The organism is Arthrobacter sp. NPDC058288, assembly GCF_042880995.1.
Lineage (GTDB): Bacteria > Actinomycetota > Actinomycetes > Actinomycetales > Micrococcaceae > Arthrobacter.
This window is the reverse complement of sequence record NZ_JBHVYH010000003.1, coordinates 131,538-148,047: the sequence shown is the minus strand read 5'-3', so window position 1 is coordinate 148,047 and position 16,510 is coordinate 131,538. Positions and strand designations below refer to the sequence as shown.

Annotated in this window: 13 protein-coding genes; 5 read left to right on the top strand and 8 right to left on the bottom strand. The window is 65.9% G+C overall.

Annotated elements, in window-relative coordinates; all coding sequences use genetic code 11:
• Nucleotides 1–14: 14 nt before the first annotated feature.
• The 5 genes from purM to uraD all read right to left on the bottom strand — a co-directional run bounded on the left by purM (nt 15) and on the right by uraD (nt 4,153).
• Entirely contained in the window at nt 15–1,160 is a 1,146-nt protein-coding gene (gene purM / locus ACFVWT_RS11620; protein ID WP_390247968.1) for a phosphoribosylformylglycinamidine cyclo-ligase, read from the bottom strand.
• A complete protein-coding gene (gene purF, locus ACFVWT_RS11615; protein ID WP_390247967.1) occupies nt 1,157–2,803 on the bottom strand; it encodes an amidophosphoribosyltransferase in 1,647 nt (548 codons plus the stop codon). The genes purM and purF overlap by 4 nt, the downstream gene beginning before the upstream one ends.
• A gap of 47 nt (nt 2,804–2,850) precedes the next feature.
• Nucleotides 2,851–3,201 carry a hypothetical protein gene (locus ACFVWT_RS11610; RefSeq protein ID WP_390247966.1) on the bottom strand — a complete coding sequence of 117 codons (351 nt, stop codon included), beginning with the start codon at nt 3,199–3,201 and terminating at the stop codon, nt 2,851–2,853.
• A 116-nt stretch (nt 3,202–3,317) separates the two neighbouring features.
• Nucleotides 3,318–3,659, bottom strand: a complete 342-nt coding sequence (gene uraH, locus ACFVWT_RS11605; protein WP_390247965.1) for a hydroxyisourate hydrolase — start codon at nt 3,657–3,659, stop codon at nt 3,318–3,320.
• Nucleotides 3,656–4,153, bottom strand: coding sequence for a 2-oxo-4-hydroxy-4-carboxy-5-ureidoimidazoline decarboxylase (gene uraD / locus ACFVWT_RS11600; protein ID WP_390247964.1), 498 nt, complete (start codon nt 4,151–4,153; stop codon nt 3,656–3,658). Before uraD ends, uraH begins: the two co-directional genes overlap by 4 nt.
• A gap of 282 nt (nt 4,154–4,435) precedes the next feature.
• Between uraD and ACFVWT_RS11595 the strand changes: the two genes are divergently transcribed.
• Nucleotides 4,436–5,671 carry an ATP-binding protein gene (locus tag ACFVWT_RS11595; protein WP_390247963.1) on the top strand — a complete coding sequence of 412 codons (1,236 nt, stop codon included), beginning with the start codon at nt 4,436–4,438 and terminating at the stop codon, nt 5,669–5,671.
• The gene (opgC, locus tag ACFVWT_RS11590; RefSeq protein ID WP_390247962.1) at nt 5,658–8,183 is read left to right on the top strand and encodes an OpgC domain-containing protein; all 2,526 of its coding nucleotides are present in this window, start codon (nt 5,658–5,660) and stop codon (nt 8,181–8,183) included. Before ACFVWT_RS11595 ends, opgC begins: the two co-directional genes overlap by 14 nt.
• A 23-nt stretch (nt 8,184–8,206) precedes the next feature.
• Here the strand turns inward: opgC and ACFVWT_RS11585 are convergent, their stop codons facing one another.
• From ACFVWT_RS11585 to ACFVWT_RS11575, 3 genes are all read right to left on the bottom strand, one after another.
• Nucleotides 8,207–9,013: an IclR family transcriptional regulator gene (locus ACFVWT_RS11585; RefSeq protein WP_390247961.1), complete on the bottom strand. Its 807-nt coding sequence runs from the start codon at nt 9,011–9,013 to the stop codon at nt 8,207–8,209.
• 89 nt (nt 9,014–9,102) lie between these two features.
• Nucleotides 9,103–10,359 (bottom strand): aminopeptidase P family protein, encoded by a 1,257-nt coding sequence (locus tag ACFVWT_RS11580; protein WP_390247960.1) that lies wholly within the window; start codon nt 10,357–10,359, stop codon nt 9,103–9,105.
• A 58-nt stretch (nt 10,360–10,417) separates the two neighbouring features.
• Entirely contained in the window at nt 10,418–11,821 is a 1,404-nt protein-coding gene (locus tag ACFVWT_RS11575) for an MFS transporter (protein ID WP_390247959.1), read from the bottom strand.
• 550 nt (nt 11,822–12,371) lie between these two features.
• Here ACFVWT_RS11575 and ACFVWT_RS11570 point away from each other — a divergent pair.
• The 3 genes from ACFVWT_RS11570 to ACFVWT_RS11560 are packed head-to-tail and all read left to right on the top strand — an operon-like array spanning nt 12,372 to nt 16,497.
• The gene (locus ACFVWT_RS11570; protein ID WP_390247958.1) at nt 12,372–13,514 is read left to right on the top strand and encodes an S-(hydroxymethyl)mycothiol dehydrogenase; all 1,143 of its coding nucleotides are present in this window, start codon (nt 12,372–12,374) and stop codon (nt 13,512–13,514) included.
• On the top strand, nt 13,511–14,131 hold the full coding sequence (locus tag ACFVWT_RS11565) for an MBL fold metallo-hydrolase (protein WP_390247957.1): 621 nt from the start codon (nt 13,511–13,513) through the stop codon (nt 14,129–14,131). The genes ACFVWT_RS11570 and ACFVWT_RS11565 overlap by 4 nt, the downstream gene beginning before the upstream one ends.
• Nucleotides 14,128–16,497, top strand: a complete 2,370-nt coding sequence (locus tag ACFVWT_RS11560; protein ID WP_390247956.1) for an FdhF/YdeP family oxidoreductase — start codon at nt 14,128–14,130, stop codon at nt 16,495–16,497. Before ACFVWT_RS11565 ends, ACFVWT_RS11560 begins: the two co-directional genes overlap by 4 nt.
• Nucleotides 16,498–16,510 lie beyond the last annotated feature (13 nt).

Genomic DNA, 16,510 nt, shown 5'->3' with positions numbered 1-16,510 from the left:
CCCAGGCGGGGTGCTCAGGCGTAGGCGTTCACCAGTCGGACTGCGCCGCCGTCAACACCCTTGGCACCCTGGACGTAGTCCGGGCCGGTCTTCACGATCGAGTCCGAGTTCTCTTCCACGGTGCCCATGATCCAGGACGGCAGGCCGCGGTCGTTGAGGCGGTTGACCGCGGCGTCGGCGGCTTCGGGGGAGACGATCGCCACCATGCCCACGCCGAGGTTCAGGGTGCGCTCGAGGTCGGCCAGCGGGACGTTGCCCAGTTCCGAAACCAGCTTGAAGATGGCGGGGAGTTCCCAGGTGGCGCGGTCCACCGTGGCGATGAGGCCCTGGGGGAGGACGCGGGCCAGGTTCGCCGCGAGGCCGCCGCCGGTGACGTGGCTGAAGCCGTGGACGGCCGCGCCGGCTGTGACCGGGAAAGTGCGGGCCAGGTCAAGGCAGTCGGCGGCGTAGACGCGGGTGGGCTCGAGCAGTTCCTCGCCCAAGGTGCGTCCGAGTTCGGAAACCTGGCGGTCCAGGGCCCAGCCGGCGTGGTTGATGACGCGGCGGACCAGGGAATAGCCGTTGGAGTGCAGGCCGGATGAGGCCATGCCGATCACCACGTCGCCGGCGCGGACGCGGTCCGGACCCAGCAGGGCGTCGGCCTCGACAACACCGGTGGCGGCACCGGCGACGTCGTACTCGTGCTCACCCAGCAGGCCCGGGTGCTCTGCGGTTTCGCCGCCCACCAGGGCGGTGCCGGCCACGGAGCAGGCTGCCGCGATGCCGCGGACGATGTCCGCGATGCGCTCGGGGACCACCTTGCCGCAGGCGATGTAGTCGGTCATGTAAAGCGGTTCGGCGCCCACCACTACGATGTCGTCCACCACCATGCCCACCACGTCGAAACCGATGGTGTCGTGGATGTCCATGGCCTGGGCGATGGCCACCTTGGTCCCCACGCCGTCCGTGGACGTTGCAAGCAGCGGCCGCTTGAAGGTGAGGAGCCTCGAAACATCGTAGAGTCCGGCAAAGCCGCCCACTCCGCCGATCACGGAGGAATTGTGGGTGGCCTTGACGGCGTCCTTCATGAGTTCGACGGCGCGGTCTCCCGCTTCGACGTCAACACCGGCAGAGGCGTACGTGATGCCGGCGTTCTGGGCGGAGGAAGATGCGGAAGTCATACGGACTCTTTCTTGTCAGCGGTCAGACGGTCGGCGTCGGTCAGCAGGTTCTCGAACTCGGCGTCCGGACCCGGATCGCAGCCCGTGGCGCCGGGCTTCCCGGCCGGGTCCTCCTCGGAATCTACGGCAACGGCGGGAGCTGCTGTGGTGCCGGACCCTGCAGCGGGCAGGCCGCCGAGGTCCGTGCGCTCCAGCAGGTTCTTGCCCAGCTTGTCGGAGCCCGGAAGCTCGATGGGGTACTTGCCGGTGAAGCAAGCGGTGCAGAGGCGTTCGCGCGGCTGCTGGGTGGCACCGATCATGCCGTCTTCGGAGATGTACGCCAGCGAATCGGCGCCGATTGCCTGGGAAATTTCCTCAATGGTGGCGCCGTTGGCAATCAGTTCCGCCCGGGATGCGAAGTCGATGCCGTAGAAGCACGGCCACTGGACCGGCGGGGAGGAGATCTTCACGTGCACCGCGGCGGCGCCGGCTTCCCGGAGCATCCGGACGATGGCGCGCTGGGTGTTGCCGCGGACGATCGAGTCATCCACCACCACAACGCGCTTGCCGCGGATCACGGATTCGAGGGCGTTGAGCTTGAGGCGGATGCCCAGCTGGCGCAGGGTCTGAGAGGGCTGGATGAACGTGCGGCCCACGTAGGAGTTCTTGACGAAGCCGTGCGCGAACGGGATGCCGGATTCCTCGGCGTAGCCCACGGCGGCCGGGGTTCCGGACTCGGGGACCGGGATGACGATGTCCGCTTCCTGGGTGTTCTCGCGGGCCAGCTGGCGGCCCATCTCCACACGGGACTCATACACGGAGCGCCCCGCGATGGCGGCGTCCGGACGCGCAAGGTAGACGTACTCGAAAACGCAGCCTGCCGGCGTCGGCTCCGCAAAGCGCTGGGACCGCACGCCCTGTTCGTCAATGGCGATGAATTCGCCGGGTTCGATTTCCCGGATGAAGCTGGCGCCCACGGTCGCGAGGGCGGACTGCTCCGAGGCCACCACCCAGCCGCGCTCCAGCCGGCCAAGGACAAGCGGGCGGATGCCGTAGGTGTCGCGTGCGGCGTAGAGGGTGCCTTCATCCATGAAGACGAAGCAGAAGCCGCCCTTGATCTTGGGCAGCAGCTCGATGGCGGTCTGTTCGAGGGACTTGCCCTCTTCGCCCTCCAGCAGTGCGGTGACCAGGGCGGTGTCCGAGGTGTTGCCCTGTTTCATTTCGCCGCTGAGCTGGCCGCCGTTGCGCTCAATGATCATGGCATTGAGCTCGGCAGTGTTGGTGAGGTTGCCGTTGTGGGCCAGTGCCACGGTGCCCGTGGCGGTGGCGCCAAGCGTGGGCTGGGCATTGGCCCAGTGGCTGGCGCCGGTCGTGGAATAGCGGCAGTGGCCGACGGCCAGGTGCCCGGTCAGGGTGTTCAGCGTGGTCTCGTCGAAGACCTGGGATACGAGCCCCATGTCCTTATAGACGTTGATCCGCTTGCCGTCACTGGTTGCTATGCCAGCCGACTCCTGACCGCGGTGCTGCAATGCATACAGCCCGTAATAGGTGAGTTTTGCTACTTCTTCACCTGGTGCCCAGACCCCGAAGACGCCGCAAGCGTCTTGGGGGCCTTTTTCGCCAGGGAGAAGATCATGAGAAAGTTTTCCATCGCCGCGTGCCACTGGTCGATTATCTCACGTGATGGGGTAGGACTTTTCCGGTTGCCCGTTTATGACTGCCGGCCGGCCGGGGTGCCGGTGTCATCGCCGTCGTTCGTGTCGATGCCCGCGGCCTCGTCCGGGACAGCTTCGACAACGGCATGTTCGGCACGGCGGACGCTGAGCCTGTCCAGCAGGAGGGCAACGACGGCGCCCAGAATCACGCCGCCGGCGCCGAAAAGGACCAGGAAGAAGCCGAAGACCGAGCTGGGTTCGTAGCTCGGGTCTCCGGGCAGCGCGAACGCAATGACCGCCGCAACGATGATGCCCACGAGTCCGCCAAGTATGAGGAACGGCACGTATTTGGGTGCTCGGCGCACGGTGATTTCGCGCCTCTCGGCGGGGGTGTCTTCAGAAGCCATGCCTTCTAGCCTACTGCCTGTGTTGAATGGGTTGGCCGCCCCCGCCAGTCTCGAGTTTTTGTCCAGATAATGGGCTTTCGAGGAGCGTTTGGCCGCGGTATCTGGACAAAAACTCGTCAGCTGCCGCGGTACGTCGAGTAGGCGAAGGGGCTCAGGAGCAGCGGCACGTGGTAGTGCTCCCCGCCGTCGGAGACGGTGAACACCAGGTCTACTTCCGGGAAGAACGTCGCCGTGCCCAGCCCCCCGTAGTAGGCGCCGGTGGCGAAGTTCAGCCGGTACGTACCGGCGGGGAGCAGTTCCGGGCCGAGGTCCTTCGCCCGACCGTCACCATCGGTGGTGCCCGACCCAACGAGGCTCCAGCCCCCGCCGTCGCGCGCGTAAAGCCCGACGGCGACGCCGGCAGCCGGGCGCCCGGATCCGGTGTCCAGGATGTGGGTGGTCACCTGTGAAACGGTCATTCGCTGATCACTCCTTCGAGCCGGAGCAGGGCGATTTCACGCAGCTGGCCGGCCACTATGGCGTCTTCTTCTTCGGGGGTGTGGTTGAGGCGCTCGTGCAGCGCCGCCAGGATTTCCGGCGCGGTGCGTCCGGCGGCCCGGATCAGGAACACCCGGCCGAACTTCTCCTCGTAGGCGCGGTTGCCTTCGGTCAATGCCGTGGCAATGTCCTGGTCCGCGGGATCCACTCCTGCCTGCTCCGACCGGGACATGGATGCCTCCGTGGTGGAAGCGGTGGGCCTTTCCCCGATCCGAGGATGGTGGGCCATGGCCGATTCCACCTCGTCCGGTGTGAACGGGGCGGCGGCGTCGCGGGCGAAGTCCAGAAGGGCCTTGCTGCTGGCAAAGGGTCGTGCGTCCGCGATCTGGTCCACCCAGCGTTGGACGTCGATGCAGGGGCGAAGTGCCGCGGTGACTTCCGCGCGGTCCGCCCCGTTGAATACGGCAAGCTGCATGCTTGTTCATCCCTCGTGCAAATGCTGGCATCCATGGCGTCGGCTATGCGGAAAAGGGAGTACCCCGCTACAGGTGCATTCGCGGATCCAGTCAAGGCCGCCGCATTCGCCTGCATTCCGCATCATGGAACTGTTATTTCAGCATGCGTAATAGTCAACCCGAAATTTGCGGTTGGTGTCAAGAGACTACCTCACCCCTGTGAGCGGCAATCCGCTCCGCTAAACTCCTGCTGGGGGGACTGCGGCGCTTGGCCGGGTGTCCTGGATGGGGAAGGGACTCAAGTGGCTCAAGCAGATGGGCACAGCCTTGCTAGCGCTGACTTTAAACGGCGCTCCGTGCTCGGGGAGTTCGGACTGTTGGAAGAGAGTCCCAGTGCCAGCGCGGCGCGCGCCCTGAACTTCCTGGTGGATCTTGCCGCGAAGCTTTGTGGCGTGCCCTTCAGCGTGGTCAACATCATCACACCCGAGCAGCAGGTCCAGCTCGCGGCTGCAGGATTGAAACCAGGGCTCTGCGCCCGCGAAGACTCGATGTGCGCCAAGGTCTTCCAGCAGGGCCGCACCACCGTGGTGCCCGACGCTGCAGCCGACCCCAGGTTTGCGGCCAATCCTTTTGTGACCGGAGAGATCGCAAGCGTCCGGTTCTACGCCTCCTCCCCGCTGCTGACCGGTTCCGGGTTCGCGCTGGGCTCCCTGTGCGTCTTTTCCGATGCTCCGGCCACCCTCTCCGCCGAACAAACCGCCATGCTGGATGTCCTCGCGGCGCAGGTCGTGGAAGTGCTGGAACTGCAGCACCGCACCCTGCAGCTCCAGCATGCTTTGGAAGAACTGGGACGCAGCAACCGCAAGCTCGCAGATTTTGCCGGCCGGGTCAGCCATGACCTGCGGATCCCCCTCACCACCATCCTTGGCTATGTGGAACTGAGTGAGGACGACGAGGACATCCGTCCCGGCAGTCCGGCTGCGGGCTACCTGGAACACATCGGAGGCAGCGGGCGGCGGATGCTCTCCATGCTTGACGGCGTCCTCAGCTACTCCCAGGTGGGCGGAATGCTGCGTCCCCGTCCGGTGTCCCTCAAGGACACCGTTGCGGCGGCGGTCAGCGACCTGGGCGACGGGTTCAGCGTTGATGGCGGGCTGGAGTGCGAGGACGCGGAAGTCTTGGCTGATCCGGCGCAGCTGCGGTCCTTGCTGCAGAACCTCCTGGGCAATGCGTCCAACTACCGCAGCCCGGCGCGCGAACTCAAAGTCAAGGTCTATGCGCTGGCAGACGACCGCGGAGTCACCGTCCGGGTGTCGGACAACGGCAAGGGCATCAGCGCCGCCGACCGTGAACGGGTCCTTGAACCCCTGGTCCGGCTGCACCGTCCCGGCGACGCCCCCGGCTCGGGCCTGGGACTGGCTACCTGCGTGCGGATCGTCCAGTCGCACGGCGGAGAACTCTCGGTCACGGAAACCCCCGGCGGCGGAACGACCGTCTCGGCCCTCTTCCCGAAAGGCGGCCCGCATGAATCCGCTTAAAACCTTCCTGAGGGCCGCACTCCTGGTGCTCTCCCTTGTGCTCTTCCTGCCGGCGGGGGCCGCACAGGCTGCCGTGGCTGCGCAGGCTGCCGTGGCTGCGCAAGCCGCCATCCCGGCGTCGAATACTAAGAGCGGCGAGGACCTCGGCGCCTCCTCGGGGAAGCCGCTCCTGGGCGGCGTGCTGGAATGGGGCGAGGACGACGCCGCCGGTTTTGCCGACCGGCTGCAGGCAACTCCTGCGCTCCTCGGCCACGACGTCTCCTTTCCCATGACGAGCGGTGAAAAAGGCTACCTGCGGGAGTTCCTGGCCCAGAGTGCCGCGTCCGGGGCCCATGCCCTGCTCACCGTGAATCCCTCGGTCCCACTCACCGACGTGAACGCAGCCGGTGCTGCCGATTTTGCCGGGCAGCTTGAGGAACTCGCGCAGGGCTTCCCCGGGAAGCTCCTGATCCGCTTCGCCCCGGACATGAACACAAGCTGGGTATCTTGGGGACAGCAGCCCGGGGACTATGTGACGGCGTTCCGCGCGGTGGCCCAGGCGTTCGAATCGAAATCAAATGCGGTGATGGTGTGGCAGCCGTTCCAGGCGCGGGACTACCCGTTCACCAGGAACCGTGATGCCCCGGCACCCGGCACCCCGGGTTTCGTTGCACTGGACACCAATTCCGACGGCGACTGGAACGGGTCGGACGCACCGTACGCCCCGTACTACCCGGGAGACGACGCGGTTGATTGGACGGGCCTGACGGCACTGCATGACGACACGGGCGGCGGAGCCGCCGTCAACACACTGCCCAGGGACGGGGAACTAGCCGCCTTTTTCAACGGAACCGCCCGAGGGGCTGCCTCCGTTCAGGGCGCCGGTTCCGACGGCGGTGACTCCGACTTCTACGAGTCCTACGCAGTCAAGCGGGACAAGCCGCTGCTGCTCCAGACGGCGGCCTATTTCAGTCCGACGGCGGGCGGACCGTCAGAAGCCGAGATCAAGTCCGGCTGGTGGAGGCAGGTCCTGGACGAGGCGGCGCCGGGCAAGCTGGAGCGGATTGCCGCCGTCGTGTGGGACGAGAAAACGGACATGGGGGACGCCGGTAACACCATTATTGACTGGCGCCTTACCCGGAACCCGGACGTGGCAGCCGCCGCCGGCGCCGCCCTCAAGGATTCCACGCTCGTCACCGGGCCGGTCACCAGGACTGTGGAGGGGCTGGGCGGGGCACCCGGCAACACGCTGTCCGGTGTTCCGGCGGGGATTGCGGCGGCCGCCCTGCTGGCAGGCGCCATCCTGCTGTGGTTCCTGCCGGTGCGGTTGCGCCCGGCGAAGGGCTGGACATATTCGGACACGTCGTCGCGCGATTCCCGGGTTGACCTGATGCGCGGGCTGGCCATCCTCTTTGTAGTGGTGAACCACGTGGGCATGACGTCCCTCTTTCAGCTGCTCACCCAGGAAACCATCGGCTTCGTTTCCGGCGCCGAGCTGTTCGTGCTGCTGTCCGGGCTGGTGCTGGGGATGGTCTACGGGCCCAAGGCCCAGGACAACATTGGCGAGATTGCACAGAAAACCGGCAGGCGCGCGGGCAAGCTGTATGTGACCGCGCTAGCAGTTGTTGTCCTGGTGTTCGTCCTCAGCCTGCTTCCGCTCTTCAACTCGGATGTGCTGACCACGTTCACGGACCAGGGCACCGGCGGCGCCGGCAGGTCGGGAGCCGGCCGAACTTACGACCTCTATACCGGCATGCAGGGCCTGCTGCAGTTCCCGGTGTCCGGGGCCGTCATCCCCGCGGTGCTGCTCCTGCAGTTCGGGCCGTGGCAGTTCAACGTCATGGGACTCTACGTCATCATGCTCCTGGTCAGCCCGCTGATCCTGCTCGCGCTGGCCCGCGGCAAGGTGCTGTGGGTACTCGCGGCCACCACCGCGCTGTACATCGCCGGCACCGTGTTCCGCTTGCGGATCCTGCCGTCGCAGTTCGAGGATTCCTTCCCGCTGATGGTGTGGCAGGTCCTGTTTGTGCTGGGCCTGGTGGGCGGCTACTACCGGCGGACCCTCGTGGCCTGGCTGTCCGCGCACCGCTGGGTGGTGGGTGTCTGTGCCGCCATCACTGTGGCCTTCGCCGTGATGTCCTGGGCAAACCCCTACCTGGCCAACGAATACGATGTCCGGCTCGCGCTGACGTCCGATGCGAACTACCGCGCCGTTTATGACCAGTTCTTCGGGCGGACGTACCTGGAACCGGGGCGGCTCCTGAACGTGCTCACCCTGCTGGTGACGGCCTATGCGCTCCTCACGGCCTACTGGAAGCCGATCGAACGCGCCGTCGGCTGGTTGCTGATTCCGCTGGGGCGGGCCACGCTGTACGTCTTCATCATGCACGTGGTGCTGATCGCCGTGGTGGCGAACATCCCGGCACTGCAGCAGGGGAACATCTGGCTCAACACCGCCGCGTACGCCCTGATTGTGGCGTTGCTGTGGGTCATGGTCCGGACCAAGTTCCTGTTCCGCATCATCCCCACCTGACGCGCGGGGTCTCGGGGCGCGGGTTAGCGCGCCGGGGAGGCGCCGCCGAGGCGGGCGGTGACGCGGTCCGCGGCTGCCTTGCAGGATTCCCCGAGGCGTTGCAGCGTGTCCGGGGAGACCCGGAAACGCGGTGCCGGGATGAGGACCGCCGCTACGACGTCGCCGCGGTGGTCGAACACGGGGGCGGCCAGGCCGACCTCGTCCAGGGAGGACTCGCCGTAATTGGTGGCCCAGCCGCGCCGGGCGACGTCGCCAAGCCGAATCAGGTAGGCCTCCAGGCTGGTGTCGTCCAGGCCCGGATAGGCAATTTCGCCGCTGCGGAGCAACATCCTCACACGCTCGGCAGGCTCGGCGGCGAGGAAGACCTGGACCGAAGCGCTGAGGGCATCGTTGTACCGGGCGCCCAGCGGGGTGGTGTGCTTGATCTGGTGGTGGCTGGCAATTTGCTCCACGCACATCGACTCGGAGCCGTTCCACACCATGAGGGCGCTTGTTTCCCCGGTCTGCTCCGTCAGTTCGCGCAGGACGGGGTAGGCCACCCGGCGCTCTTCGAGTTCGGCCAGCAGCGGCCCGGCGACTGCGATGAGGCCCAGGCCCAGGCGGAACCTGCGGGTCTCCGGATCACGCTCCACCAGGTGCTCCTGTTCGAAGGTGGCCAGGATGCGGGAAACGGTGCTCTTGTGCAGGCCCACGCGGTTGGCGATCTCGGTGACGCCGAGCAGCGGCTCGTCCGCGGTGAAACTTCGCAGCACCGCGATGGCGTTGACGATGACGGACGTGCCTTTGGCGTCGCCGTTGCTGCTGGTTTCGGAAGCTTCTGCAGAGGTCATGGTGTGCACCATCATTCCGTATGTAAGCCGGAAAGCGGCGCCACGAAGGACGTGGCGCCGCTTTCCGGCGGTGGTAACTCCGGTGCTTGCTAGGCCCCGATGATGTTGTATTCCGGACCGAACGGGAACTTGGTGATGTTCTCCGCGCCGTCCTCGCCGACCACCAGGATGTCGTGCTCGCGGTAGCCGCCGGCACCGGGCTGGCCGTCCATGACAGTGATCATCGGCTCCATGGAAACCACCATGCCCGGCTCCAGGACCGTGTCGATGTCCTCGCGGAGTTCCAGCCCGGCTTCGCGGCCGTAGTAGTGGCTCAGGACACCGAAGGAGTGGCCGTAGCCGAAGGTACGGTTGGCCAGCAGCCCGTAACCGACGTAGATCTCGTTCAGCTCCGCGGCGATGTCCTTGCAGACGGCGCCGGGCTTGATCAGTTCCAGGCCGCGCTTGTGGACCTCGACGTTGATGTTCCACAGCTCAAGCGAGCGGGCATCCGGTTCGCCGTAGAACAGGGTGCGTTCCAGGGCGGTGTAGTAGCCGGAGGTCATCGGGAAGCAGTTCAGGGACAGGATGTCGTGTTCCTGGATTTTGCGGGTGGTGGCCCAGTTGTGCGCGCCGTCGGTGTTGATGCCGGACTGGAACCAGACCCAGGTGTCGCGGATCTCGGAATCCGGGAAGGTCCGGGCAATCTCGTGCACCATGGCTTCAGTGCCGATCAGCGCGACCTCGTACTCGGTGATCCCGGCGGTGATGGCGTTGCGGATGGCCTCGCCGCCAAGGTCGCCGATGCGCGCCCCGTGCTTGATGACCTCGATCTCCTCGCTGGACTTGATCATCCGCTGGCGCATGGCCGCCTGCGCCACGTCCACGAGGGTCGCGGAGGGGAAAGCGGCCTGGATCTTGTTGCGGTTATCCAGCGGCAGCGAGTCGTCCTCGACGCCGAGGCGGCGCGGGTTGATGCCGCGGGTGCGCAGCACTTCCTGGATGGCGAAGATGTAGTTGTCCCGGCGCCAGTCCGTGTACACGATGTTGTCGCCGTAGCTGCGGCGCCAGGGCATGCCGGCGTCGATGTTGGCGGTGACGGTGACGGTGTCATCCTTGGTGACCACCATGGCGTAGGAACGGCCGAAGGTGGTGAAAAGGAAGTCGGAGTAGTACTTGATGGAGTGGTAGCTGGTCAGGACGACGGCGTCCAGGTCCTTCTCTGCCATGATGCGGCGCAGGCCGGCGAGGCGGCGCTCAAACTCCGTGTCGGAGAACGTCAGCTTGACCTTGTCGCCGTTTTTCAGGACTTTGAGCCGCTCCAGTTCGGCGACGGACGTTGCGTTCTCGGATGCTGTGATGGTCATGGTGGTGTTGCCTTTCCGTGGTGCAGTTACTTGAGGTGAGTGGAAGTTGTTTGGCTGGCTATTCGTGGCGCAGCGGCTCGTTGCAGGTTTCCCTGGAGAGCGAGACGGCGATCAGGGAGATCACTGCCGCGGCGACGAGGTACCAGGCCGGTGCCAGATCGCTGGCGGTGGCAGCGATCAGGAGGGTTGCCATGAACGGGGCGGTGCCGCCGAAAAGGGCGTTGGAGAGGTTGAAGCTGACCGCGAAGCCGCTGTAGCGGACACGGGTGGGGAACATCTCGGCCAGGAAGCTGGGGAGCGTGCCGTCGTTGAGGGTGAGCATCGCCCCCAGCAGGATTTGGACCAGGACAATGATCAGGAAGTTCCCGGTTCCCAGGAGGGCGAACGCCGGCACCGTCAGCACGATGAATGCAACGGACGCGCTGATGAGCACCTTCTTGCGGCCGTAACGGTCCGAGAGCATCCCGGTGAGGAAGATGAACCCGATGTACGTGATCAACGCGATGGTGGTGGCCAGGAAGGATTCCGTTGCGCCCAGGCCCAGTTCTGAGGACAGGTAGGTGGGCATGTAGCTGAGGATCACATAGAAGCCGACGGCGTTCAGGAGCACAGCTCCCACGGCCTGGAGCAGCTGCCGCCAGTGGTTCCGGAACAGGCTGGAGACGGGTGCCTTGACGGCCTCGTCCTCCGCTGCCAATTCGCGGAACACCGGAGTGTCTTCCAGCTTGGTTCGGATGTAGCGTCCGATCAGTCCCATCGGTGCGGCCAGCAGGAACGGCAGGCGCCAACCCCAGCTTTGCATCGCGTCGGAACTGATCAGGACTGTCAGCAGGCCCGCCAGCAGGGAACCAAGGAGCAGGCCTGCTGCGGTGCTCGCAGGAACCACCGCCGCGTAGACGCCCCGCTTGTTGGCGGGGGCGTATTCGACCAGGAACGCCGATGCGCCGGCGTACTCTCCTGAGGCTGAGAAGCCCTGCACGACCCTGATGATCAGCAGCAGGATCGGAGCCCAGATTCCGATTGTGTTGTAGCCCGGAATGAGGGCTATGCAGAAAGTCGCTCCGGACATGATCAGAATCGACAGGGAGAGAGCGGTCCGCCGACCCACCTTGTCACCGATGTGGCCCCAGACGAACCCGCCGAGCGGGCGGACCAGGAAGGAAATCGCGAACAGGGCGAAGGTCAGCAGAAGCCCGGTCTGGGGATCGGATTCGGGGAAGAAAACCGTCGCGATCGTAACGGCAAGGTAGCCGTAAACGGCGTAGTCGAACCATTCAACGAAGTTGCCGATGAAGCTGGCCGCAATGACCCTGCGGCGCGTTTCCCTGCTGACATCGTTGTCAGAAGGTTGGAAATTCTGGCCGCTCAACGTACTGCGGCCGGCGCGGCGGCCTTCATGCACGCCATCCTGCTCCGCGCCCGGTCCTCCCGCAAGAGCGGGAGAGGAAGTTTCGTTACTCATGTATCCACCAAATTGTTTGTGGTTGCATTCAGCGCAACGCTGTTGCACCAGATTAGGCGTGACGTGGAACACAGTCAATACCTTTTGGTTTCCAAGATATGAACTTTCCGCCCCTTGAGGACTCGGTGAGTGCACCTGAGGAACCTGGGTGTGGAAAATTGGTTGCGTTGAAAGCGACGCAGTTGCGTTTTGTTGCATCGCGCAGAAGCCTGTTGCGACGCCGCGATGGACCCCGGGACGTAGTACTCCGGCGGTCTATTGACACCCCCGTGTGACGACTGTCATATTTCCAGTACGCGCTGTGCGCATCGTGTTGTGTAATGCGCAATTTGTAGATCCTGAGCACGCCGCAGTGCCCGCCGCAGCCCAGGCAGCAGCGCACGCCGCCGTCCCAGGCCCGGATCAGGTCCGGGTTTCGGGCGCCGGACAGGGCGCCGATCAGGGCCTTGAGCCGCTGGAAGAAGATTTGGAACCGCAACGAGTCAGCTAGATTGGCAATGGGTGCCGTTGCCAGCGAGCCCCCCGGGCTCAGGAAAGGAACACAAGAATCATGGTTCACAAAGTAAAAGCCGTTGTCGTCAAGGAGAAGAACGCTCCGGTTTCGCTGGAGACCATCCTGGTGCCGGACCCGGGGCCGGGTGAAGCGCTGGTGGACATCCTCACGTGCGGGGTGTGCCACACGGACCTGCACTACAAGCAGGGCGGCATCGGTGAGGACTTCCCCTACCTGCTGGGCCACGAGGCTACCGGCGTGGTCAGCGCGGTGGGACCGGACGTCACCGAAGTGGCCCCCGGCGACCGCGTGATCCTGAACTGGCGCGCCGTGTGCGGCGAGTGCCGCGCCTGCGCCAAGGGCCAGCCGCAGTACTGCTTCAACACGCACAACGCGACGCAGAAGATGACGCTGGAGGACGGCACTGAGCTTTCGCCCGCGCTGGGCATCGGTGCGTTTGCGGAGAAGACGCTCGTTGCCGCCGGGCAGTGCACCAAAGTTGACGACGACGCCGATCCCGCCGCCGTCGGGCTCCTCGGCTGCGGCGTGATGGCAGGCATTGGCGCCGCCATCAACACCGGTGAGGTCAAGCGCGGCGAATCCGTCGCCGTGATCGGCTGCGGCGGCGTGGGCATTGCCGCCATCGCAGGCGCGAAGCTGGCTGGCGCCACCACGATCATCGCGGTGGATATCGACGCCAACAAGGTGGAAATGGCCAAGTCCCTGGGCGCCACCCACGGAGTGGACTCCAGCAAGGAAGATCCCATCGAAGCCATCCGGGCACTCACCGGCGGCAACGGCGCCGACGTCGTGATTGAAGCGGTGGGCCGCCCCGAAACGTACAAGCAGGCGTTCTACGCCCGCGACCTTGCCGGCCGCGTGGTGCTGGTGGGCGTCCCGACGCCGGACATGAAGCTTGAGCTGCCGCTGCTGGACGTCTTTGGCCGCGGCGGATCGCTGAAGTCCTCCTGGTACGGCGATTGCCTGCCGTCCCGCGATTTCCCCATGCTGGTGCAGCATTACAAGCTGGGCAACCTGGACCTGGACGCGTTTGTCTCCGAACGCATCACCATTGACCAGGTGGAGGAGGCCTTCGAGAAGATGCACGAGGGCAAGGTGCTGCGTTCCGTGGTCGAAATCCACCCGGGCGCTGAAACCGTCGCCGCCGCCCAGACCGCCCCGGAAGCGGCGTCCGTATGAGCGTCACCATCGAGAACCTGGTCACCTCGGGCACGTTTTCGCTCGACGGCGGCACCTGGGATGTGGACAACAACGTCTGGATCGTGGGAAACAACGAAGAATGCGTGATCATCGACTCCCCGCATGATGCGGAGGCGATCATCAGCCAGGTCCGCGGCCGGAAAGTCCTGGCCATCCTGCTGACGCACGCGCACAACGACCACATCGGGGCGGCGCGTGCCGTGGCCGGGGCCGTCGGCGCGCCGATCTACCTGCACCCTGACGACCTGGTGCTGTGGGAGCAGGTCTATCCGGACGTCAAACCGGACCGCTACCTCGCGGACGGCGATGTGTTCCAGGTGGGCGGGGCCACCCTGCGCGCCCTCCACACCCCGGGCCACTCGCCCGGGTCCACGTGCTTCCAGCTCGAGGACGAGGGGACGGTGTTCACCGGGGACACGCTGTTCAACGGCGGCCCGGGCGCCACGGGCAGGTCCTACAGCGACTACCCCACCATCCTCGCGTCCATCCGCCAACGGCTGCTGACCCTGCCTGCCGCTACGGTGGTCCGCACCGGCCACGGCGACAGCACCACCATTGCCGCGGAGCGCGAGACGCTGGCCAAGGTAAGCCAGTGAAACCCCTCAAGTTCGGCAGGCAGCCGGCCCCGGTCGAGGACATCAACGAGGACGACCTTGAAGTCCACCCGCCGAAACGGGAAGCGGCCGGCGTCAAGGCTGTGATGGTGGCGCTCGAGCGCGCCGTGGCGCAGGCCGGGGTGGCCCGGACGGCCCATTCGCTGCTCCGGCTGAACCAGCGCGGAGGCTTCGACTGCCCCGGCTGCGCCTGGCCTGAATCGGACAAGAAACGCAAGACGGCGGAGTTCTGTGAGAACGGCGCCAAGGCCGTGGCCGAGGAGAACACGCTGCGCACGGTGGGCGGCGAGTTCTGGGCGAAGCACTCCATCGCCGAACTGTCAGGGAAAACGGAGTACTGGCTGGGCAACCAGGGCCGGCTCAGCGAGCCGGTGGTGATCCGCGAAGGCGAAACGCACTATTCGCCGATCTCCTGGGCGGAGGCCTTTGAGCTGATTGGCGAACACATCCGGGCCAGCACGCCGGACCGCTGCGTCTTCTACACCTCCGGGCGTACGGCGAACGAGACGGCGTTCATGTACCAGCTGTTTGCGCGGGCCCTGGGCACCAACAACCTGCCGGACTGCTCCAACATGTGCCACGAATCCTCCGGCTCGGCGCTGAACCCGACCATCGGAATCGGCAAGGGCACCGTGTCGCTGGACGATATCCACGATTCCGAGCTCATCTTCGTGGTCGGGCAGAACCCGGGCACCAACCACCCCCGGATGCTCTCTGCCCTGAAGGAGTGCAAGGACAAGGGCGGCAAGGTGGTGGCGGTGAACCCGCTGCCGGAGGCCGGCCTGTTCAACTTCAAGGACCCGCAGACCATCGCCGGCGTCGTGGGCGGCGGCACGCCGCTGGCGGACGAGTACCTGCAGATCAAGGTGGGCGGGGACCTGGCACTGTTCCAGGCCCTGGGCCACCTGCTGCTGGCCGAGGAAGAGCGGAACCCGGGTTCCGTCGTCGACCGTTCCTTCATCGACGCGCAGACGGACGGCTTCGACGCCTACCGTGACGCCCGCCGGGAGCTGGACTGGGACGAAACCGAGAAAGCGACGGGCCTGGCCCGGAAGCAGATCGAGGACGTGGCCGGGATGCTGATCCGGTCCAAGGCCACGATCTTCTGCTGGGCACTGGGCGTCACGCAGCAGCCCCACTCGGTGGACACCATCAAGGAAATGGTCAACGTCCTGCTCCTGCAGGGCAACTTCGGCAAGCCCGGCGCCGGCGCCTGCCCGGTCCGCGGACACTCCAACGTCCAGGGTGACCGGACCATGGGCATCTGGGAGAAACCGAAGGAATGGCTGCTCGAAGCGCTGGACAGGGAGTTCAACATCCAGTCACCCCGCGGCCACGGCTACGACGCCGTGGAAGCGATGGAGGCGTTCGAACGCGACGACGTGGACGTCTTTGTGTCCATGGGCGGCAACTTCTCCCTGGCCTGCTCCGACACCGAGACCCTCGAGGCCGGGATGCAGCGCATCGGCCTGACCGTGCATGTGTCCACCAAGCCGAACCGGTCCCACGTGGTGCACGGCCGCACCTCGCTCATCCTGCCCACGCTGGGGCGGACGGACAAGGACGACAAGCACCCGGGCGGGGCCCAGTTCCTGTCCGTCGAGGACTCCATGTCCGTGGTCCACTCCACGCAGGGCAGGCTCCACCCGGTGTCCGACCACCTGCTCGCGGAGCCGGTGATTATCGCCCGGATGGCCGACGCCACCTTCGGCGAGGACCACCCGGTGGACTGGAAGGCCATGGCCGCGGACTACGACGTGGTCCGGGACCACATCTCCCGCGTCATCCCGGGCTTCCAGGACTTCAACACCAGGGTCCGGACCAAGAACGGCTTCGTGCTGCCCAACCCGCCGCGTGACACGCGCTCGTTCAAGACGGACATCGGCCGCGGACGGTTCACGGTCAGCCCGCTGGAATACCTGACTCCGCCCGAAGGGCACCTGGTGCTCCAGACCATCCGCAGCCACGACCAGTACAACACCACGTTCTACGGCGTGGATGACCGGTACCGCGGCATCTCGGACGGCCGCCGGGTGATCCTGGTGCATCCGGAGGACCTGGCCGAACTCGGCTTCAAGGACCGGGACCTGGTGGACGTGGTGAGCACCTTCCGCGGAAACGACCGGCAGGCGGACAAGTTCCGGCTGGTGGCCTACCCGACGGCGAAGGGCTGCGCCGCGGCGTACTTCCCCGAGGCCAACGCCCTGGTTCATAAGGAAAACGTGGCGCGGGAATCCAACACCCCCGGTTTCAAGGCAATGTTCGTCCGTTTCGTGCCGCACCCCGCGGAAACCGCGGCGGATGCCCCGGCTGGGCGCAGCGAGGCAGCTACCGCGGCGGCCGGCTAACAGGACCGGCCAG

What these genes read in the sequence shown, in the direction of transcription:
- purM (WP_390247968.1), bottom strand. Translation starts at nt 1,160, where the DNA reads ATGACTTCCGCATCTTCCTCCGCCCAGAACGCCGGCATCACGTACGCC.
- ACFVWT_RS11610 (WP_390247966.1), bottom strand. Translation starts at nt 3,201, where the DNA reads ATGGCTTCTGAAGACACCCCCGCCGAGAGGCGCGAAATCACCGTGCGC.
- uraH (WP_390247965.1), bottom strand. Translation starts at nt 3,659, where the DNA reads ATGACCGTTTCACAGGTGACCACCCACATCCTGGACACCGGATCCGGG.
- uraD (WP_390247964.1), bottom strand. Translation starts at nt 4,153, where the DNA reads ATGCAGCTTGCCGTATTCAACGGGGCGGACCGCGCGGAAGTCACCGCG.
- opgC (WP_390247962.1), top strand. Translation starts at nt 5,658, where the DNA reads ATGAATCCGCTTAAAACCTTCCTGAGGGCCGCACTCCTGGTGCTCTCC.
- ACFVWT_RS11585 (WP_390247961.1), bottom strand. Translation starts at nt 9,013, where the DNA reads ATGACCTCTGCAGAAGCTTCCGAAACCAGCAGCAACGGCGACGCCAAA.
- ACFVWT_RS11580 (WP_390247960.1), bottom strand. Translation starts at nt 10,359, where the DNA reads ATGACCATCACAGCATCCGAGAACGCAACGTCCGTCGCCGAACTGGAG.
- ACFVWT_RS11575 (WP_390247959.1), bottom strand. Translation starts at nt 11,821, where the DNA reads ATGAGTAACGAAACTTCCTCTCCCGCTCTTGCGGGAGGACCGGGCGCG.
- ACFVWT_RS11570 (WP_390247958.1), top strand. Translation starts at nt 12,372, where the DNA reads ATGGTTCACAAAGTAAAAGCCGTTGTCGTCAAGGAGAAGAACGCTCCG.
- ACFVWT_RS11565 (WP_390247957.1), top strand. Translation starts at nt 13,511, where the DNA reads ATGAGCGTCACCATCGAGAACCTGGTCACCTCGGGCACGTTTTCGCTC.